Here is a 19,047-nt window from a genome sequence, read left to right on the forward strand (position 1 = left end):
TGTATGTCCGGACCTTACGATGGCGGGGACGTGATACAAATGAACGTCCCTGCCCGGATGCCATAAAGGTCGGCACTGCCTATCAGGCGTAACCGCAGGATTCAAGTGCGGCGCCTGACAAATAAAGCGTTTTTATCAAAAGTGGAACGCGTCTGGAAAATAGCCTTGTCCAAATTGCAGGTGTGATGACGCAGGCGTACTATTGGCTCAAAGGTTATCGTCTTTGTTCAGCAGCAATTTACCGGAGATGAGAGATGACAAAGCATGGATCCCTGGCGCGAGGACCGGTCAGTAATCGGCCATCTGCGAAGCGTCGTGAGGTTCGTCTTTCTCGTGGCTCGTTAGTGGGCCGCAGTTTATTAATCAATGACACTGATGAAAATGGACTTATGTTGCGCAAAGTGGCTATTTTAATGAAAGATAAACGATATTCTCTGCTCAGACGGCCACAAACCGTTGCGCGTTCAGAAAACGCGCTAAAAATTAAATCAATTTCTGCTGAAGCTTCGTCAGAACTGTCCTTCCGCATGCTCAGTACTCTGGATATTCGGATGAAAGAAGAGGACTTTGATGCTTTCGAGTGAGTATAGCGGTGGAATTATTCCCACTGGCGAATTCAAAACTGACGATTTTTTAATTTCTTTAAAAGAAGCATTCAAGAGTCACTGGCGTAAAGGTCATCATCCAGATTTAGGCAAAGATACGCTTTTTGAAAGGCCTGACGGAGCGCTTTCTTTTCATTTGCGAAAAGTGCATGTCAATATTCATCAGTATGCAAATTACTCCTATAGCTGCACTGAAAAGTGCTGGGATAATTGGGCATTTGGGCCAGTTGACGAACAGGGGAATCACCGTCCAAAGCCTGCCAGTAATGCTTATTTAATTTATGCAGTTAATGATCGCCGAGATGCGGCGCTTCTGGCGTACTGGGATCCACCAGCCCATACAAAAGCGAATGAAGCAGTCTGGATGAATTCTGTTTTAAATTTCACAAAATTATTTCATGAAAAAACGAAAACCAGTCCCCTGCCCAGGCATATTGATCCATGGCACTACTCTTTCAAAAATAAGAAGTCAGTATAGTGAGCTTTTTTGTGAATATTACTGGTTATTAGTACGTGCTCATGATGATGCTATTTATATTAAATATATTTTATTATAATTGTTCATCGTAAATCGAGCATTAAGCATAATGTGACAGACATCTGTTCGCGTAGCGGCGAAGCCCCTTAAATACCTGTTTCTGACAGTTATCTTTTTACCAGCAGCGGGGCGCGAAATTACTGAAAGGCGAAATGACGTGGCCGCAGTAAGGGACCAGCAGGGGTAACATAAGGGGGCTTGCGCCCCCTTAATATTTTAGCGATGCGCCTCTTCATCCATAATCAGCACCACTTTGCCGATATGTTTACTGTCGTCCATCATCTGATGCGCCTCACCGGCTTTTTCAAACGGGAAGGTTTTGCATACCTGGGGTTTGACGGTGCCTTTTTCCAGCAGCGGCCAGACGTTCTCGGTGAGCGCTTTGATCAGCGCGGCTTTCTCTTCCGGTGAACGTGAACGCAACGTTGAGCCGATATGCGTCAGGCGCTTGCTGAGCATCGGGAACAGATTCAGCTCTTTGGCGGCGCCGCCAATTACGCCGATCTGCACGATTCGGCCATTCATCGCCGCCGCGTCATAGTTTCGCGCCACGTAATCGCCCGCGACTATATCCAGAATAATGTCCGCGCCGTGGCCGTCCGTGACCTCTTTAGTGACTTCAACAAAATCCGCTTCTTTATACAGCACTGCGGTATCCGCCCCGAGCTTCAGGCTGGCTTCGTGATGCTCTTCTGATCCCACGGTGGTGATGATTTTTGCCGCGCCGAACGCCTTCGCCAGCATGGTGGCGGTGGTGCCGATACCGGACGCGCCGCCGTGGATCAGAATAATGTCGCCCGCCTTAAACTGGCCGCGCTCGAACATATTGAGCCATACCGTCATAAAGGTCTCGGGCAGGGCGGCGGCCTCGATCAGGCTTAAGCCCGGCGGCAGCGGCAGGGCGTTGGTTTCATGGGCCACGCAATACTCTGCGTAACCGCCCCCCGGAATCAGCGCGGCCACATGATCGCCCACCGTAAAGCTTTTCACATCCGCACCGACTGCCGCCACGATCCCCGAGACTTCCAGTCCCGGAATATCAGACGCCCCCGGCGGCGGCGCATACTGGCCTTTGCGCTGCATGATGTCAGGGCCGTTAACGCCCGCGGCGACCACGCGGATCAGCACTTCATGCGGCTGTGGCTTCGGCACCGGGCGGGTGGTGGGCTGTAAAACCTCCGGGCCGCCGGGCTGCGTGATCTCAACTGCGGTCATGGTGTCGGGAATGGTTGTGGTGTGTTCAGACATCTTTTTCCTCCTGCATTCAGTGTCTTTAGTATGGCTGCGATCGGTGGGCTTGTGGCAAAGAAGGGTAACTGAATGTGAGGTAATTCAATGCTGTTCTGTTTACTTCCACTTCGGAGGGGAAATTTTCAGAATAAAACTCGCAAGTGAGAGCTGTTAGGGTAAATACGTCGAAAAGCAGTGAGGCATTTTACCAGGATGGTCAAAAGGGAAGGGGATATATGCAACTATCAACATTAACCACTAACGCTCTGATAATACTTAACAGTGACGCCGATAAGAAAGACGAGATTATTCGCACGCTGGCCCGAAAACTTTTTGAAAGCGGAAAACTGACGTCGGAAGAAGCATTTTTGCAGGCCGTTTATGCACGGGAAGCGCTGGGCGAAACCGGAATGGGAGCAGGCCTCGCGCTGCCCCATGGGAAATGCGCCGCCGTGAAAGAAGCCTGTTTTGCCGTGATGACCACAAAAAAGCCTGTCATGGACTGGGAATCTTTTGAAGAAGATGACGGTGTTCAGCATATTTTTATGCTGGCGATCCCGGAAAGCGAAGCCGGTAGTATGCATCTGGCGCTGCTGGCAGAACTGATGCAAAACATGGGCGATGAAGAATACAGCGAGCGCTTATTTTCCTCCCCCACCCCCGATGCCTTTATTCACAATCTTGATATCCCTGTCGCCGCCGCCGATCAGACGGCGCAGTGCCAGAAAACGCTGCTGGCGGTGACCGCTTGTCCCGCGGGCGTGGCGCATACCTATATGGCCGCCGACGCGCTGGTCAAAGCCGGGAAGGCGCTAGGGGTCACTGTCCGGGTTGAAAAGCAGGGGGCGAACGGCATAGAAGGTAAACATACCGCTGAGCAATTACGTGAGGCTGACGCGGTGATATTTGCGGTGTCGGTGGCGGTAAAAGAGGCCGAACGCTATGACCATCTGCCGCAGGTAAAAGTATCAGTGTCCGATCCCATCAGGGATGCGCAGGCTGTTATTTTACAGGCGCTGAAGCAGGCGGAAACGCAAAAGAAAGGCGAGAATATCCCCCGGGATGCTGTTAACACGGCAGGTAAAGAGAAATCGACTATCGGCAAACTGCTGGACGACGCTAAAAGTCATTTAATGACCGGCGTCTCTTTTATGCTGCCGTTTGTGGTCGCCGGAGGCTTAATTCTGACCCTCGGCCTGTTGCTGGGCGGCGGCGATCAAAAAACCGGCTTTGCACATATGACTGTACAGACTGGCGTGCTGATATTTTCGTTAATGGTGCCGGTTATCGCTGGATATATTTCTTATTCCATTGCGGATAAACCTGGCATCGTTGCGGGCATGGCGGGGGGCTTAATTGCCAGAGAAATTGGCGCAGGCTTTTTGGGCGGCATAGTTGCCGGATTTGTCGCAGGCTTTATTGTTAATCAACTAAAACGCATCCCCATGCATGCTTATCTGACGCAGCTTAAGCCGATTATTATTATTCCTCTGCTGGGATCGGGGCTGGTGGCGCTGGTGATGTATACGGTGGGCGTTCCCATTGCACAATTATCTGTTTTACTGGAAAACGGACTGAAATCCCTCCAGGGCGGAAATTTGATTGTGATGGGCATGATCATCGGCGCGATGATGGCGATTGATATGGGTGGCCCGATTAATAAAGTGGCCTTTGCTTTTTGCGTCGGCATGCTGGCACAGGGAGTTTATGCCCCTATGGCCGCCTGCTGGATCGGCATTATGACGCCGCCCGCAGGACTGGCGCTGGCCACCCGTCTGGCACCCAAAAAATTCAGCGTGGCTGAGCGAAGCAGTGCCATTGCCACCGCAATCATGGGGCTGACCGGCATTACGGAAGGCGCGATCCCCTTTGCGGTGGCCGATCCCTGGCGCGTAATTTTATCCATTGTCACCGGATCTGCGGCAGGGGCGGCGCTGGCCCTGGGAATGGGCGTAGAAGCGTCCGTGCCGAGCGGTGGCATATTCGTCGTGCCCTTCTTCCGGCACCCGTTATTATTTATGGGCGCTTTTCTTTTTGGCGTTGCGGTTACCGCGCTGTGCGCGATTACCCTGAAGAAAGAATTTATCGAACGGACAAACGCGTAATAAACAGAGGACGTTATTATGGATTTCTATATTATTTCGCACACGCACTGGGATCGTGAGTGGCATAAAACCTTCGAAGAATACCGGGTCCGGTTGGTGATATTTTTCGATAATCTGATCGAGCTGTTAGAACATAATCCGCATTATCCCTCTTTTATGATGGACGGGCAGACCATCGTGCTTGAGGATTATCTGGCAATTAAACCGCACAAAAAACAGCAGTTGCAGCAGTTAATTGCCCACAAGAGAATTATCGTCGGCCCCTGGTATATTCAGCCGGATGAGTTCATTCCCGGCGGAGAATTCCAGATCCGCAATCTGCTCATCGGTCAGCGCATTGCAGCCGCTTTCGGCGGAAGTATGCAGGTGGGTTATCTGCCGGACTCCTTTGGACAGGCGGCGCAACTGCCGCAGCTGCTGCAGGGGTTTGACATTGACTACGCGGTGTTCTGGCGGGGCATAACAGAAGATGAATGCCCTGATGTGGATTTTATCTGGCGAAGTGCGGATGGCTCGTCGGTAAAAACCACGGTACTGGCGGAAGGATATGGCAACGCGCGCCTGCTGAATGACGATCCCGATAATAACGTCAGCATCATAAAGAATAATCTTGCTGCCCTGTACGCCAGATCCGATAAGCGCAACATGCTGCTGATGTGCGGTTTTGACCAGCGCAATGCAAACCCACTACTGCCGGAGATCGTGAAACAGTTGAATGCTGACCTGCCTGAGCATAATTTCCGCATCGGCGCGCTTACAGATTATCTTGCGGCGGTATTTAAGCAGGGTGATAAAAAAGTGGTGGAGGGGGAGTTTCGCAAAGGAAAATATATGCGGGTGCATGTCAGCATTGGTATGACGCGCCTTGATATTAAAATTACGAATTATCATACGCAGACGCAGCTGCAACGGATGGCCGAACCGTTGATGAGCATGAGCGCTCTTTTTGGTCAACCTTACCAGCAGGAACTTATCGGCCAGGCCTGTAAATATATTTTACAAAATCATGCCCATGACTCCATTTGCTGCGTCTGCACTGACAGCACCCATGCGCAAATGATGCAGCGTTATCATAATGCGCAGCAAATTTCTGCCATGCTGTTACAGGATGCCTCCGAATACATCGGTGACCATATTGCGTATAAAACGCAGGGTACGCCGCTGGTGCTGTTTAATTTTTCCGGATCGGCGCGGAGTGGCTATGAAAATGTCTCTTTTGTCACGCCCGCTGAAGATTTCACCCTTATCGACAGCGAAGGGCAGCCTGTTGATTTCGCAATCAGCGCTGTCAGCGCCATTAACCAGAATGATGCGCAGATCGAAATCGGGCAAAAAAACCAGGATCGTCTGCTTTACCGTTATGAGATGGCAATTAAGGTCAGGTTTCCGGGCTTCGGCTATCAGACGCTGTATATGATCCCACGATCTATGCCGCAAAGCGAAGCAAAGGGTCAGCCTTTGTTTAACGAGAATACCGCGACCTTTACCACCGACTTTTTTACTCTGACCGTTCAGCAAAATGGGGCATTAACCTATACCGACCGGGCAACGGGCGAACAGTTTGCGGATCTTAATTATTTCATCGAGAACGGAAATGCCGGTGATGAATATGACTATTCGCCGCCGGTCAGCGATCGGCTGTGCCATCCCCATCATGGCCTGCCGGATATTGAGGTGCTGCATAATTCCTCGCTGTCGGCAGCGGTCAGACTTATTTTTAATTTCGCCGTACCTGCCGATACGGGTGCCGATAAACGCAGCGATGAAACCCTTGATCAGCGAATAGCATGTATTCTGCGCATCAGTAAAGACTCACGACGGGTAGATTTTTGTACCACTCTCCATAATCAGGCCCGCAATCATCGGGTGTGCGTTACTTTTCCTGATAACCAGCCGGGCAGGGGACATTTTGCTGAACAACAGTACGGTATGCTTTATCGGGAAAACAGCGTTCCGGATCCCGATGCCTGGCAGCGCGAAGGATGGGAAGAGCGCTATTACGCCCTGTACCCACAGCAACGCTATATGGGATTTGAACACGCCAGCGGCAAAGTGCTGATTTTTAATAAGGGACTCGTCACCTATGAAATAAACAGTGACGGGGCTACGCCGGTCGTTTCGGTGCCGCTGATTTGCACCATGGATTATATGGGCAAGCAGGATCTGGTGGATCGTCCGGGACGGCGCTCGGGGCTGCATGTACCTGTGCCGGACAGCCTGATGCCCGGCGACCATACCCTTGAGTATGCATTTATGTATTTGCCATCGTCCGAGGGCGATATTGCGGCCGAGGCAGATCGCTGGCAGTTGCCGCTGCTGGCGGCGACGCCGCGCGGCAAGCGGGGGAGCCTGGCGGACGCAATGACGTTATTTGCGGTTGAAACCCCGAACATTAGCGTGATGGCCTTTAAGCGCTGCGAAAAGGGGCCGGGTTTTATTCTGCGGCTGGTCAATCAGTTGGCGGATAAAGCAGATGACGTGCAGCTGCGGCTTAACACCACATGCTTCAACCGTGTCAGACGCGCGACGCTCAACGAGCAGGAAATCCCCGGCGACGTGAGCTTCAATGCCCTTACCGGCGTGATTAGCGTCGGGCGGTTACAGCCCAATGAGATCGTTACCTTTATTGTGGATGCTTTCTGAAAGGGATAAACAGATGAACATTGCCATTGCACAAATTACGCCAGAAACCGCCAACAAAAATGCCAACCTTGAAAAAATGACGCGCTTTGTTCTGGAGGCAGCTCAGCAGGGGGCTGAGCTGATAGTTTTTCCAGAGCTCGCCTTGACTGGTTATCATTGCGGCGATCGTTTTTTTGAGGTGGCGGAAACGCTCCCCGGCGTGACAACGGATTATTTCACGCAGCTTGCCCGTCAGCATAGCATTCATATTATCTGGGGCATGGTGGAAAAAACGCTGCCCGGCATCCTGTATAACGCAGCAGCACTGGTGGGGCCTGAAGGTTATATTGGAGGCTGGCGAAAAAATACTTTGCCGGGCCATGCCACTGATAATGGCGGAGCGGGTGCGTTCCCCGATCGACGTTATTTCAGTCATGGAGGTGAACTTGAGGTCTATAACACTGCCATTGGCCGCATTGGTGCGTTAATTTGTTACGACATCTTCTTCCCTGAACTGGCACGATTACTTACGCTGAAAGGGGCTGATGTCATTGTGGGTATATCAGGTTCACCTGCCTTTGAGAAAGACATTTTTGAACCAATCGTGAAAGCCCGGGCGATGGAGAATACTGTTGATTTTATCTACACCAATCTGGTGGGGCAGGAGGGTGAAACAACCTACTGGGGTGGCGGTTGTATTATCGCAGCAGGCGATTGCGGATCTAAAATCCCGGGCAGTCCGGTGATTTGTAAAGCGCCTTATGAAGGAGAGTGTATAACGCTCGGCAAGACAGACATTCAAAATAAAGCAATCCGGCCATTATTCCCTGTGCTGCGCGATGTTACGGCCCGGATGTATGAAAACCTGAAACAGGCGCATCAAAAGCACAGATAACCATGCCGGCTGCGTTAATTTCCATGGAAGGGGGGCGTGCAGTGATGCTATTTCCTTATCAGCGACTGGCTGAACTGTATGAGACGATCCAGGCAGAAACCCTGCCGCAGGATGAGTTAGCGACGCGTTTTCAGGTGTCGGCGCGTACGATCCGCACCGATATCGGGATACTCAATGATGCCCTCCAGGATTATGGGGCGCATATCCATTATGAGCGGGGGACGGGCTATCGCGTGATTGTTGACGATCAACGCGCTTTTGCCGCCTTGCCGCAGACCGCAGGGCGGAAAAAAATCATTCCCCGCAGCAGTAAAGATCGCATACATCTTTTGCTGCTGCGCTTTCTGACCCAGGCTGCGCCTGTCAAACTTGACCTTATCGCTGATGAATGGTGTGTCAGCCGTGGCACAGTGCATCGGGATATGAACGAGGTAAAAGACGCTTTAAAAAAATATCAGCTCGCGCTGGAAACACGCCCCTGGTCTGGATCCCGCGTCAGCGGAACGGAGCCTGCGATCCGCAACGCGATTGCCGATGTTATCTGGCAGATGAGCGTCGCCGCCAATAAACCGCTGATGACCATGGCGGTGCAGGAATTCCTGATGAATATCGATCTGCATCACCTGGCTAAAATTCTGCAAAATAGCGTGGATCGTTTTGATATAAAGCTGAGCCACGATGCGCTTCACTATTTGAGCATGGTGTGTGCGGTATCCATAGTGCGCATCACCTCCGGCCATGAAATCATCCATCTCACAGCCTGCGATAGCGATCCGGTGATAGACAAAGCCAGCCAGGATATTGCGCAGGGATTGTCGTTTTTTCTCGGCAGTGAATATTCAGCCGCCGAGCTGGCCTGGCTGCAAATTCAGATTGCCGCCCGGCGGATTATTGGATCCGCTGATGAGCTGAAAACCGAAATCAATAGCGCGGAACTGGTGGATAATATGCTTAATTTTATCCACGGCACCTATAACTACGATTTACGGCACGACCGCCAGCTGCGTGACGATCTCACGACACACCTGGTGGCAATGCTGACCCGGGTAAAATATCAGGTCAGTACGCCCAATCCATTGCTTGCTGATATCAAAACCTATTATCCCTTTGCCTGGGACGTGACCCTCAGCGCCATATCGAAAATGGCCAGTTGCGTGCCTTACACCATCAATGAGGATGAGGCCGGTTATCTGGCGGTGCATATTGGCGTCGGGCTGGAGCGTAATTACAGTTCTGGTTTTGAACGCCATCCGAGGGTGATTATCGTCAGTGATTCCGGTATTTCAGTACTGCGCATGATCGAAGAAAAGCTTCTGCGCCAGTTCCCGCAAATCGTCGTCGAACGCGTTATTGCCCTGCGTGACTACGAGCAATTGCCTCACGTTGAGGAAGATTTCATTATCTCGACGCTGCGCCTGACCCAGAAAAATAAGCCCGTGGTCCGCATTGCCCTGTTTCCGACCCCCTGGCAAATAGAGCAGATTGGCCGCCTGGTAATAGTTGATCGCACGCGTCCATGGATTTTTGCCCGTTTTTTCAATGAACGACGTTTTATGCGGATTAACGGGCCGATGACACAAGGAGCATTATTTAAACGCGCCTGCAATCTGCTGAAAGAGCAGGGGTTTACAGCGGATGATTTTTATCCCTCGCTGCTTGAGCGTGAATCCATTATGTCCACTCTGCTCGGCGACGGCATTGCTATTCCCCATGCGCTGGGCCTGCGGGCTAAAAAGACCGCGGTGGTGACGATCCTCGTACCGGACGGCGTAGCCTGGAGCAATAAAGGTGAGGTGGCACAGGTGATTTTCTTACTGGCGATCAGTAAAGAGGATAGCGACGAGGCGGTGAGAATTTACGATCTGTTTATGACGTTTATCCGTGAAAAAGCAACCCGACGACTGGTTAACAGCGCCAGCTTCGATGATTTCCAGGCGATAGCCACGGACTGTTTTGGCCGGAGTGCATAAGAAATAAAGCGCTTACCCTCTGGTGCAGAGGGTAAGCGCAGGGGCGGCATCAACCAGGAATAATCTTTTCCTGCTTCAGTTTATCGAACAGCGTAGTGAAGGAATCCAGCGTGCTGCGATAGCCGGTAAAGCCTGCTTTGCGGCTTTTGCTCATGTCGGTGAAGGCTTCCATCGGACGGCCCAGATCGGCGTCGGTATGCCACCAGGAGACCAGCTTATTGATGTCCTGCTCGCGCAACTGGTGCTGCGCGGCGATGGTCTGCCAGGCGGCTGCGGCCTCCTGCATACGGCCTTCCAGCGGCATCATCTGCGCCGGATAATCTGCGGCTTCAATGCCGAAGTAGGCGGCAAGACGTGGCCACAGCCAGCGCCAGCGGAATACGTCGCCGTTCACGGCGTTAAAATCTTCGTTCGCCGCCGTCGGGCTGGTGGCCGCCCAGCTGAGCTGTTCTGCCAGCAGGCCCGCGTCGGTGACATCGCTCACGCCGTTCCACTGCTCCGGCGAGCCGGGGAAAATAAACGGCCAGCCTTTTTCACGGCACAGGGTCGCGTAGACCGCCAGCGTCTGGCCCATGTTCATGGCGTTACCCACGGCATAGCCGACGATGGTGTGGGGACGGTGAACGCTCCAGCGATAGCCGTACTTCTCGGCACCGGCAAAGAGTTCATCTTCCTGGGCGTAGTAGAAGTTATCCACCGGCTGACGCCCCTGTTCTTCGCGGAATGGGGTAACGGCGGCGCTGCCTTTGCCGTAGTTCTCGAACGGGCCAAGGTAGTGTTTCAGGCCGGTGACCAGCGCGACATGCGCGCCGTGGAGGCGCTCGCCCAGCGCGTCAATCACGTTTTTGATCATCGCGCCGTTGACGCGGATATTGGCTTTTTCGTTTTCCTGACGCGCCCAGACGCTGAAAAATACCGCGTCAGGTTTGACCGATTTCAGCGCTTCGCTGACCGCCGCTGCGTCAGTGAGATCCGCCGTCAGGCTGGTGCAGCCTGCGAGCACCTCGCCGCGCCCGCGGGACAGGCCGGTCACTTCCCAGCCGTCCTGCAATAATTTCTCTGACAGCGCGCGGCCAATTACGCCGCTGATACCGACGATCAATGCTTTTTTAGTCATCTGTGTTTACCTCGTAACAGGGGATATATACAGACTAATAGAGAATCTCATTCCCGGCTCTGGTATAAATTCACAAGATCCTTAACCTGAGGTCATCAATTCGTGCACGACCAGCGTCTGAAAGATATTGTCCCTTTTGTCACCAGCGTCGAAAAAGGCAGCTTTACCGCCGCGGCGGAATACCTGCACGTCACCGGATCGGCGGTGAGTAAAAGCGTCAGCCGCCTGGAAGCGCGCCTCGGATCGCGCCTGCTGGAGCGCACGACCCGGCATCTGCAACTGACCGACGCCGGGCACGCGTATTATCAGACCTGTATGCGCATTCTGGAGGAGCTGTCAGAAGCCGAGTCGGTGCTCGCCGCCCAGCGCACCATTCCCTCCGGGCGTTTACGGCTGGCGGTGCCCAATACCTACGGGCGGCTGGCGGTAATGCCGCTGCTGATGCCATTTTGTCAGCAGCACCCGGAAATCGAGCTTAGCCTGACGTTTTCCGATCGCTTTATCGACCTGTTTGATGAGGGCATAGACGTGGCGGTGCGTATTGGCGGCTCGGTGGATCTGCCCGCGTCGCTGGGCTGTCGGCTGTCGGGGCGCGAGAAAATGGTGTTTTGCGCCGCGCCGGATTATCTGGCCCGCGAGGGCTGTCCGCGCACGGTAGAGGAATTAATAAAGCACCGCGCCATTCTTTACGAGCGGGTGGATGGCAGCACCAAGCCCTGGCTGTTCACTACCGCCGACGGGCATCAGAACTGGCGAAACGTGCCGTACCGCATGGCGCTGGGGGATGTGGATGCCCAGCAGCAGGCGGTGGTGGCGGGGCTGGGCGTGGCGCAAATGCCCACCTGGCTGGTGCGCGCCCCGCTGTTGCGCGGGGAGCTTAAAGTGATTATGCCGGAATTGCAGCCCGACGGTCTGGCGCTGTCGCTGGTCTGGCCGCGCCGCAAGCAGTGGCTGCCGAAAGTGGATGCCCTGCTTAACGTGCTGAGCCAGCTGGACATTACCGCGCCGCTGAATGCGTTAGCCGTTTAACAGCGCCAGCACCATTTGCGGCGTCTGGTTAGCTTTCATCAGCACCTGCGCCCCCGCCTGTTGCAGGATCTGCGCCCTCGACATCGCTGAGACTTCCGTGGCGTAGTCGGCATCTTCAATACGCGATCGGGCGGCGGCGATAGTTGCCGTCGCGCCGCTCTGTAAATTTTGTACAGAAGAGAGGCGATTGGCCACCGCACCGAGCTTCGTGCGCTGCGCATCTACCATGCTGATGGCTTTATCGAGGGTGGCGAGCGGGTTATCCGGATTGCGTAAGCGGATCTCATCGCCCACTTCCGCAATGCTCATGGTGGTGGCGTTGGTTGACGCATCGGTGGTCGCACTGTAAGTGGTGGCGAAATAGATCTGCACATCGCCCACGCCCTGCAGGGTTTTCAGCATCAGCGTACTGGCGGCATCATTCTGCCGGACCAGGGTTGCGGTTTTCCCCGTGGTGGAGCCTGACGCGTCCATAAAATAGTTGCCGTCGGCATCCTGACGCAGCACATCATTGGTGGAACGGCCATCGGCATCGGTATAACGCAGCTCGACGTTAGCGCGATCCATGGTTACCACTGAGATACCGTTAACTGAATTCACCGCCATGAAAGCGTTCTGGCTGGTGGCGCTCAGGGCGCTGACCTGCATGCTGGTGGTGGTGCCGTTCGATGTCGCGGTCACCGAAGCGTTGTAATACTGTATGTTGCCGCCGCCGTTATCGACTTCCATCAGATACTGACTGCCGTTCTTCACCAGCCGGGCCGCGCCTGCCACCGGGTTGCCGCTGGCATCGGTAAAGCTTGCGGTGCTGGCATTGGCGAAGGGTGTGCTGGTCACCGCCGTCGGCAGGGTGGCAAAATCGGTATCCAGCAGGCCGGTCGCGCTGGACATTTGCGCGCTGACCGCACCGGTCGGGCCGAAGCTTACCGTGGCGGGATACCAGGTATTATTCTGCTCAATATAATACTGACCGCTATCCATGGTCAGCGCCGGGGGCGGGCTGGCACTTAAAGGCGTGCCGCTGATGTCGGTAAAATTCACGGACGGAATAGTGCGGGCGGGCAGGCTGGCGACCGGGCTGTACAGCGGCGAGGTGCTGGTGGTGCCCACGGAAACCGTACCACTGCCGGTGGCGGTGTACCAGCTGGCGTTGTAGGTTGCCGGGAAAAAGGTCGCCTGACCGTTGCTGTCGTTGCCCTGGATATAGAGCTGATTATTGACGGTGCTGCGCACCAGTTGCGGGGAGGTGATCCCGGCAGGGGTGGCATAACTCACGCTCGCCGTGCCATTGGTCAGGGAAATATTATTGGCGATGCCCGTGACGGTGTTCTCATCGGTCACTTTACCGCTGATGCCGCGAATGATCAGATCCTTTAAGCCCAGTTCATCCACGCTGAAGCCCGGTGATGAAAGGTCGAGATCGATTTTTTCGTTATCGTAAGCGCCGACCTGGAAACCGAGTTTACCGGCGCTGCCATCCAGCAGATTGATACCGTTAAACGTGGTCGCTGTGGTCAGGCGGTCGATCTCTTTCAGGTTGAGGTTGATTTCTGCCTGAATGGCGTCTGAATCCTGCTGATTCCAGGTGTCGTTAAGCCCCTGAACCGTCAGGTCACGAATGCGTTGCAGCCTGCCGTTAATGGCGCTCATCGCGCCTTCCGCCGTGTCCACCAGCGACAGCCCATCCCCGGCGTTACGCTGTGCCTGCGCCAGCGCGTGTTGCTGGCTGGAAAGCCGGTTGCTGATGGCCTGGCCTGCGGCGTCATCGCTGGCGCCGTTAATGCGCAGCCCGGAAGATAAACGACGGATCGCCTGGTCGAGCGACGACGCGCTTTTGCTGAGATTGTTTCCGGCGTTCAGTGAAAACACATTGGTTTTTAGACTTATCATTACCCTGCTCACGAATGGCATCCCTGAGAGGAATTATCGGCAGGCGGGAATTTTCTTTAGGGACAAATTATGGCGTAGTGAAAGTTCTCGGGCGCTCAGGGCAAATTTCTGGTATTTACTGTGGGATAAGTCGTTTTTTATCAGGTTTTATGCTGCTGGCCGCGACATTAAACGAAGCGGCCAGCAGCATTAACTGCGATCTACAAACTCTGGTAGGTGGGCTTACTGCTCGCGCCTGCCTTCCTCCATAAAGTCATCGTCCAGCTCGTCAACGTTGCCCTGATGATCTTTACCGGAGAGTAAATTCCAGCAGGCGATAAAGAGCGCGGCGATCAGCGGGCCGATCACAAAACCGTTGATGCCATAAATTTCCATGCCGCCGAGCGTGGTGATAAGGATCAGATAGTCCGGCATTTTGGTGTCTTTGCCGACCAGCAGCGGACGCAGCAGGTTATCCACCAGACCGACGATCACCACAAAGAAGCCGACAATAAAGAAGCCCTGCCACATCTGCCCGGTGGAGAAGAGGAAAATCGCCGCCGGAACCCAGACAATCGCCGAGCCTACTGCCGGGATCAGCGACAGGAACGCCATCAGCGCGCCCCACAGAATGCTGCCGTCGATGCCGACAATGGAGAAGCCGATGCCGCCGAGCACGCCCTGGACCACGGCCACCACCACGGTGCCTTTTACCGTCGCCCGCGAAACGGTGGCGAATTTGGCGAATAGATGATGTTTAACGTAGCGGGAGAGGGGCAGCGCCTCCAGCGCCTGATGAACGATCACCGGGCCATCCTTCAGCAGGAAGAATAGCAGGTAGAGCATGACGCCAAAGCTGATGGTAAAGCCAAAGGTCCCCTTACCAATAATAAAGGCGCTGCCCGCCATATATTGCCCGCCCTTCAGCGCCACGCCGGAGAGCGCCTGCTGGATCTGTGTGGCGTTATTCAGTTCATGTTCCGCAAGGAAATTGCGCGCCCAGTCAGGCAGATGGCGCAGCAAATCGGCAATCACCACCGGGAACTGGGTGTTGTTCTCCTGTAACTTGCGGTACACAACATTAATTTCAAAGGCCAGGGATGACAGGATGATGGCTAAGGGTGTGAAAACGATAAGGCAGATGATTAAGACGGTGATAAGCGAGGCGATACCGTTTTTATCCGCCATCTTTTCGCGCAGCTTGTTCTTCAGCGGCTGGAAGATCACCGCGAGGATAGTGGCCCACAAAATCGCCGAGAAATAGGGCGACAGGACATCAAAAAACGCCAGCGTGACGACAAACAGGATCAGGATGAAAAATCCTTTCGTTAGTCCCTTAAATCTCATAACTACAACTCCCGATATGCATTCTGTTTCCGAAATATAGAAGGTACTGGCGAGAATACAATAAAGCCTGGCTACGCTTAAAAAATCATTAGCCGCTGGAGTGTTGTTATGCCGGAAATTTCTTACCCGAATGTCGAAGTGTTGCTGCTGGAGGCCCATGACTGGGTGCCGAACAATCCCCGCCTGCCGGTGCTGCTATATCGTGGCGTTTTCACGCCGGGCGCCCAGGCCATCGCCGATGTGGAACGGCTGTTTGCCGATAACGGCTGGCCGGCGCAGTGGGTGGACGGCATTTTCAATTATCACCATTACCACAGCGAAGCCCATGAAGTGCTGGCTTTCACGCAGGGGGAGGCGCAGGTCATGCTGGGCGGGCCTGGCGGGACCTTAGTCACCGTGCATGCGGGAGATATTGCGTTGCTGCCTGCCGGAACCGGGCACTGTAATAAAGGCAGCAGCGATGACTTTACGGTGGTGGGGGCATATCCGCCGGGACAGAGTGCGGATATTTGTCGGGCTGCGCCGTCGCCGGAGATGCTGAAAAGCATTGCCACGACGCCGTTTCCGGCATGCGATCCGGTGTATGGCGCAAAAGGGCCTTTATTAAGTCACTGGCTGGGAAGCGAACGGGAAGATGCAAAGCAGGGAGGGTGAGACGAAGAAAGTCGGTAAGGCGACATCGAATCCCCTACCGACAAAAATTTCGTTCATCTGTAAACCGATGTTTCAAAAGCGGACAAATAGTAACCACCTCTGAAACCTGGAGCAAGTAAAACTTGATCGCCATCACTATATTTACATTACCTTAAGAATACCTTAAGACAGCAATCATTAGTGATGCTTATTTTGTATTAAGCAAAAATTAAACTTAATGATTATAAGACTATTTAGCTCTGCCGTTGCGCATGTAAATTGGCGTAATTTTCAGGTAATTATTCTCTGTAAAGTCCGAAAAAGAGGAATGGCTGACGCAGTTGGACTATAAAAATAATATGTGACAAAAAAAACAGACCCGCCTGAGGTACCGCTATGCAAATAATTTATTTCAAAGCTGAATGCCCTTTTCCTGAACTTTTACCGTCGTCGCCCGTTTCCTTACAGGAAGTGATCCTCACCCGCGATGGTGAAATAATTTCAAGCTTCTCGGATTTAAAACTGAAAACATTGCCTTTTTATCTTTTTCATCTGGTTCCGATTGGTTTTCGTAAAATTGAACATCAGGTAAGTGGCGCCAGCGACAGCCATTTGCAGTTCTCATCCGGCTATTTGCAAAGCGGAGAGTATCGGGTGGAAACGCCGGATGGCGATAAAACAATGCGTTATGATGCGCTGACCGCCTTGTGGAAGCCGGATGCGAATATCGAGCGTTATCTGACGACTAATGATTTCACTGCGGAAAATTACTGCATATTGCGACCGCTAAAATTATTTTATCGCAATCGCCGGGACATCATTTGCTGAATGGGATTAACCCTACTAAGCTCAGGTATCAGGTGCACGGATGTACCGACATTTTATTTTTGTGCCAGAGCCTTCAGCGTTAAAAATAACACCTCAAATAAGTGTTGCTTTCCCAAATCAGACGTGCGTTAATGGATCAGTCGGTTTGATACGCAGACATTATCTCGGGTAGTTAACTAAAGCAGTCCTCATTTCTCAGTGTATCTTTGATACCTCTTCTTTGAGCCTCCACTTTTTAAGCGCTGATTAAACTCTGTATTTCAGACCATCTCTGGCCAAAAGGCCCACAGAAAAGGTTAAAATACTCAATGACAACAACTTCTATGCACTTCACCTGTCCGCGTTGCCACGGTTCGCAGTACAGGACATCACCTTTTGACATGACCGAAAGCAACCCGTATGGCGCAAAATGTATATTTTGTAAATCAGCGATGATGGCCAGAACGGTGGTTTATACGCCGGACGTTCATGCAGACAAACGCCTGGTCGGGGCGCGTTAATCCCGACCCGAAGAGAGCCTTGCAGCGATGTGAGGCTTTTTTATGCCCGGACGAAAAAAATCCTCATGCAGCGCCACCCGGTTACGGCCACGCCTTTTCGCGTCATACAGCGCCGTATCCGCCGCCGAATAGAGGGTTTCAAAATCGCTATTACGCACCCCTAAACTGACGCCAAAGCTGGCGGTCACGTACCGATCCGGCAGACATTCCAGCGGCGAAGCGTTCAGTGATGCATGCAGATAACCGGCGATCAGCATTGCCTCTTCAATGCGCGCGCGGGGCAGCAGGATCGTGAATTCTTCCCCGCCGACCCGCCCGATTGCGGCGTGATCCGGTAGCGCACGCCGCACCCGTGACACCAGCGAGCAGATCACCCGATCCCCGGTCGGATGGCCGTACTCATCGTTAATGCGCTTGAAATGATCGATATCCAGCAGGATCAGCGCCACGTCGCCGGTCAGCAGAGATTTATCGATCTGATTAATAATGGCGCTGCGGTTGTATACCGCGGTGAGCGGATCGTGCGTCGCTTCATATTCCAGCCTGGCCGCCAGCTTTTGCAGCTCCTCGTTGATGCGGGTTAACTCCCGCTCGGCGCGATCGCTGCGGGAGATGAGGCGGTAAGATTCACGGATCAAACGCTGATAATGCTTCGCGATGGTCCACAGCTTTTCGCGGCAGACCTCCGCAGGCAGCTGCGCATTGGCGGCGGCGATCCGGGCGTCTTCCAGAACGTTATACTCTTCCTGAAAAAGCTCGTTAATATCTAGCATGCGCTCAGGTCCGCTTTTAAAAAGACGGCGATTGCCGGGAAATCCATGCTCACCTCCTGCCCAAACTCTTCCGAGATGTCATCGTCCGCGTCGTAATACCAGTGCAGCTCGCAGGCTGTTCCCTGCAGGGCGAAACCGTTCAGCAGTTCGAAAAACTCAAACAGCAGTTTGGTGCTGGAGCTGTTGAAATAGCTGAGCGCCACATGCAGTTGCAAAGGCGCGGTATTGGCCGATTGTTCTCCCAGCCAGGTTTCCACCGCCAGCAATAGCGGGCGGAAAAAGGCCGCGGCGTTTTCCGGCCAGGATTCGCCTTTCAGCACCAGACGGCGGGCCGCGAAATCGAAATTCACTTCCGGGGTGGCAGGGGTGGCGGCCAGCACGATAGCAGGCGTCAGTGTCATATCAGTCATGGGCGAAAGTGGCCTTAAGATGAAAAGCGGACAACGTGCTGGCCGCTAAAGGATGGATGCGATATTCCAGCGGTTCGCTGGTCTCCCGCGCCATGGTCAACAATCCAATATTTGCGCCCTTACTGCTGGCAGGCGCTTCACTGCGTAAGCCTTCTTTCCAGGCCTGTTTAATTTCGGCCTGCGTCATGGTGCGCAGCACGTCGAGATTGTTTTGCAGTAAGGAAGAGGCTTCATGCCCGACCAGGTTGGCGGTCTCCAGATAATAGTTACCGGCATCGGTGTGAAAGCACAGCGAACCAAAACGCCGCTCATCAGCCCCGCAGCCAAGGTAGCGTTCATCGCAGGAGTAGCGCACGATGTTCTGGCCCATCTCGATAAATACCGAAAACAGACGGCGGCGTAGCGGCAGCGAGGCTTCATGTTTATCCAGCCACGCCCGTACCACATCGCCCATCGACACAATGTGCGCCTGGGAAAAATAGCCGGTGTAAAACAGTTCGACGGCGCTTTGCCGTTGCAGACTAATCAGCGGCAGCAGCACCGCCTCTTTGGCCTGGAGGTCATTAAATTTCATCT

Annotated in this window: 17 protein-coding genes; 10 read left to right on the plus strand and 7 right to left on the minus strand. The window is 53.5% G+C overall.

Annotated elements, in window-relative coordinates; genetic code table 11:
* Window positions 1-254 precede the first annotated feature (254 nt).
* Entirely contained in the window at window positions 255-584 is a 330-nt protein-coding gene (locus tag BMF08_RS21155) for a hypothetical protein (protein WP_158684885.1), read from the plus strand.
* The gene (locus BMF08_RS10970; protein WP_072567626.1) at window positions 571-1,083 is read left to right on the plus strand and encodes a type II toxin-antitoxin system YafO family toxin; all 513 of its coding nucleotides are present in this window, start codon (window positions 571-573) and stop codon (window positions 1,081-1,083) included. Before BMF08_RS21155 ends, BMF08_RS10970 begins: the two co-directional genes overlap by 14 nt.
* 276 nt (window positions 1,084-1,359) lie before the next feature.
* Here BMF08_RS10970 and BMF08_RS10975 read toward each other — a convergent pair whose 3' ends face one another.
* On the minus strand, window positions 1,360-2,391 hold the full coding sequence (locus tag BMF08_RS10975; RefSeq protein ID WP_072567627.1) for an NAD(P)H-quinone oxidoreductase: 1,032 nt from the start codon (window positions 2,389-2,391) through the stop codon (window positions 1,360-1,362).
* A 218-nt stretch (window positions 2,392-2,609) separates the two neighbouring features.
* On the opposite strand from BMF08_RS10975, the gene BMF08_RS10980 reads away from it, so the two are divergent.
* Genes BMF08_RS10980 through BMF08_RS10995 form a run of 4 tightly spaced genes read left to right on the plus strand, consistent with a single transcriptional unit; the run spans window position 2,610 to window position 9,965 of the window.
* The gene (locus tag BMF08_RS10980) at window positions 2,610-4,478 is read left to right on the plus strand and encodes a fructose-specific PTS transporter subunit EIIC (protein ID WP_072567628.1); all 1,869 of its coding nucleotides are present in this window, start codon (window positions 2,610-2,612) and stop codon (window positions 4,476-4,478) included.
* Window positions 4,479-4,496: 18 nt separating this feature from the next.
* Window positions 4,497-7,121: a glycoside hydrolase family 38 C-terminal domain-containing protein gene (locus BMF08_RS10985; RefSeq protein WP_072567629.1), complete on the plus strand. Its 2,625-nt coding sequence runs from the start codon at window positions 4,497-4,499 to the stop codon at window positions 7,119-7,121.
* Between the two features lie 13 nt (window positions 7,122-7,134).
* Window positions 7,135-7,995: a carbon-nitrogen hydrolase family protein gene (locus BMF08_RS10990; RefSeq protein ID WP_072567630.1), complete on the plus strand. Its 861-nt coding sequence runs from the start codon at window positions 7,135-7,137 to the stop codon at window positions 7,993-7,995.
* Window positions 7,996-8,039: 44 nt separating this feature from the next.
* Window positions 8,040-9,965 carry a BglG family transcription antiterminator gene (locus BMF08_RS10995; RefSeq protein WP_072569408.1) on the plus strand — a complete coding sequence of 642 codons (1,926 nt, stop codon included), beginning with the start codon at window positions 8,040-8,042 and terminating at the stop codon, window positions 9,963-9,965.
* Window positions 9,966-10,014: 49 nt separating this feature from the next.
* Here the strand turns inward: BMF08_RS10995 and BMF08_RS11000 are convergent, their stop codons facing one another.
* Entirely contained in the window at window positions 10,015-11,082 is a 1,068-nt protein-coding gene (locus BMF08_RS11000) for an SDR family oxidoreductase (protein WP_072567631.1), read from the minus strand.
* A gap of 102 nt (window positions 11,083-11,184) precedes the next feature.
* On the opposite strand from BMF08_RS11000, the gene BMF08_RS11005 reads away from it, so the two are divergent.
* Window positions 11,185-12,111, plus strand: coding sequence for a LysR substrate-binding domain-containing protein (locus BMF08_RS11005; protein ID WP_072567632.1), 927 nt, complete (start codon window positions 11,185-11,187; stop codon window positions 12,109-12,111).
* On the opposite strand, the gene BMF08_RS11010 is transcribed toward BMF08_RS11005, so the two are convergent.
* Window positions 12,100-14,001 (minus strand): flagellin N-terminal helical domain-containing protein, encoded by a 1,902-nt coding sequence (locus BMF08_RS11010; RefSeq protein ID WP_158684886.1) that lies wholly within the window; start codon window positions 13,999-14,001, stop codon window positions 12,100-12,102. The two genes, BMF08_RS11005 and BMF08_RS11010, sit on opposite strands and share 12 nt — an antisense overlap.
* 222 nt (window positions 14,002-14,223) lie before the next feature.
* A complete protein-coding gene (locus BMF08_RS11015; protein ID WP_072567634.1) occupies window positions 14,224-15,327 on the minus strand; it encodes an AI-2E family transporter in 1,104 nt (367 codons plus the stop codon).
* Between the two features lie 108 nt (window positions 15,328-15,435).
* On the opposite strand from BMF08_RS11015, the gene BMF08_RS11020 reads away from it, so the two are divergent.
* The 3 genes from BMF08_RS11020 (at window position 15,436) to ymcF (ending at window position 17,288) form a co-directional block, all read left to right on the plus strand.
* On the plus strand, window positions 15,436-15,981 hold the full coding sequence (locus BMF08_RS11020) for a cupin (RefSeq protein ID WP_072567635.1): 546 nt from the start codon (window positions 15,436-15,438) through the stop codon (window positions 15,979-15,981).
* A 375-nt stretch (window positions 15,982-16,356) separates the two neighbouring features.
* The gene (locus BMF08_RS11025; RefSeq protein ID WP_072567636.1) at window positions 16,357-16,788 is read left to right on the plus strand and encodes a hypothetical protein; all 432 of its coding nucleotides are present in this window, start codon (window positions 16,357-16,359) and stop codon (window positions 16,786-16,788) included.
* Window positions 16,789-17,096: 308 nt separating this feature from the next.
* Window positions 17,097-17,288 carry a cold shock small protein YmcF gene (gene ymcF / locus BMF08_RS11030; RefSeq protein ID WP_072567637.1) on the plus strand — a complete coding sequence of 64 codons (192 nt, stop codon included), beginning with the start codon at window positions 17,097-17,099 and terminating at the stop codon, window positions 17,286-17,288.
* Here ymcF and BMF08_RS11035 read toward each other — a convergent pair.
* The 3 genes from BMF08_RS11035 to BMF08_RS11045 are packed head-to-tail and all read right to left on the minus strand — an operon-like array spanning window position 17,285 to window position 19,045.
* Window positions 17,285-18,061, minus strand: a complete 777-nt coding sequence (locus BMF08_RS11035; RefSeq protein ID WP_072567638.1) for a GGDEF domain-containing protein — start codon at window positions 18,059-18,061, stop codon at window positions 17,285-17,287. The genes ymcF and BMF08_RS11035 overlap by 4 nt on opposite strands.
* On the minus strand, window positions 18,055-18,471 hold the full coding sequence (locus BMF08_RS11040; protein ID WP_072567639.1) for a DUF1987 domain-containing protein: 417 nt from the start codon (window positions 18,469-18,471) through the stop codon (window positions 18,055-18,057). Before BMF08_RS11040 ends, BMF08_RS11035 begins: the two co-directional genes overlap by 7 nt.
* Complete coding sequence (locus tag BMF08_RS11045; RefSeq protein WP_234007179.1) at window positions 18,464-19,045, minus strand: SiaB family protein kinase; 582 nt, start codon at window positions 19,043-19,045, stop codon at window positions 18,464-18,466. The genes BMF08_RS11040 and BMF08_RS11045 overlap by 8 nt, the downstream gene beginning before the upstream one ends.
* Window positions 19,046-19,047 lie beyond the last annotated feature (2 nt).

Origin of the sequence: Enterobacter sp. SA187, assembly GCF_001888805.2 — a bacterium.
In the GTDB taxonomy this organism is placed as follows: Bacteria; Pseudomonadota; Gammaproteobacteria; order Enterobacterales; family Enterobacteriaceae; genus Enterobacter_D.

Coding starts and splice junctions, on each gene's coding strand:
- BMF08_RS11015 (WP_072567634.1), bottom strand. CDS start 15,327: ATGAGATTTAAGGGACTAACGAAAGGATTTTTCATCCTGATCCTGTTT.
- BMF08_RS10980 (WP_072567628.1), top strand. CDS start 2,610: ATGCAACTATCAACATTAACCACTAACGCTCTGATAATACTTAACAGT.
- BMF08_RS10970 (WP_072567626.1), top strand. CDS start 571: ATGCTTTCGAGTGAGTATAGCGGTGGAATTATTCCCACTGGCGAATTC.
- BMF08_RS11025 (WP_072567636.1), top strand. CDS start 16,357: ATGCAAATAATTTATTTCAAAGCTGAATGCCCTTTTCCTGAACTTTTA.
- BMF08_RS11045 (WP_234007179.1), bottom strand. CDS start 19,045: ATGAAATTTAATGACCTCCAGGCCAAAGAGGCGGTGCTGCTGCCGCTG.
- BMF08_RS11000 (WP_072567631.1), bottom strand. CDS start 11,082: ATGACTAAAAAAGCATTGATCGTCGGTATCAGCGGCGTAATTGGCCGC.
- BMF08_RS10985 (WP_072567629.1), top strand. CDS start 4,497: ATGGATTTCTATATTATTTCGCACACGCACTGGGATCGTGAGTGGCAT.
- BMF08_RS10975 (WP_072567627.1), bottom strand. CDS start 2,391: ATGTCTGAACACACCACAACCATTCCCGACACCATGACCGCAGTTGAG.
- BMF08_RS11040 (WP_072567639.1), bottom strand. CDS start 18,471: ATGACTGATATGACACTGACGCCTGCTATCGTGCTGGCCGCCACCCCT.
- BMF08_RS11020 (WP_072567635.1), top strand. CDS start 15,436: ATGCCGGAAATTTCTTACCCGAATGTCGAAGTGTTGCTGCTGGAGGCC.
- BMF08_RS11035 (WP_072567638.1), bottom strand. CDS start 18,061: ATGCTAGATATTAACGAGCTTTTTCAGGAAGAGTATAACGTTCTGGAA.
- BMF08_RS21155 (WP_158684885.1), top strand. CDS start 255: ATGACAAAGCATGGATCCCTGGCGCGAGGACCGGTCAGTAATCGGCCA.
- BMF08_RS11010 (WP_158684886.1), bottom strand. CDS start 14,001: ATGATAAGTCTAAAAACCAATGTGTTTTCACTGAACGCCGGAAACAAT.
- BMF08_RS10990 (WP_072567630.1), top strand. CDS start 7,135: ATGAACATTGCCATTGCACAAATTACGCCAGAAACCGCCAACAAAAAT.
- BMF08_RS10995 (WP_072569408.1), top strand. CDS start 8,040: ATGCTATTTCCTTATCAGCGACTGGCTGAACTGTATGAGACGATCCAG.
- ymcF (WP_072567637.1), top strand. CDS start 17,097: ATGACAACAACTTCTATGCACTTCACCTGTCCGCGTTGCCACGGTTCG.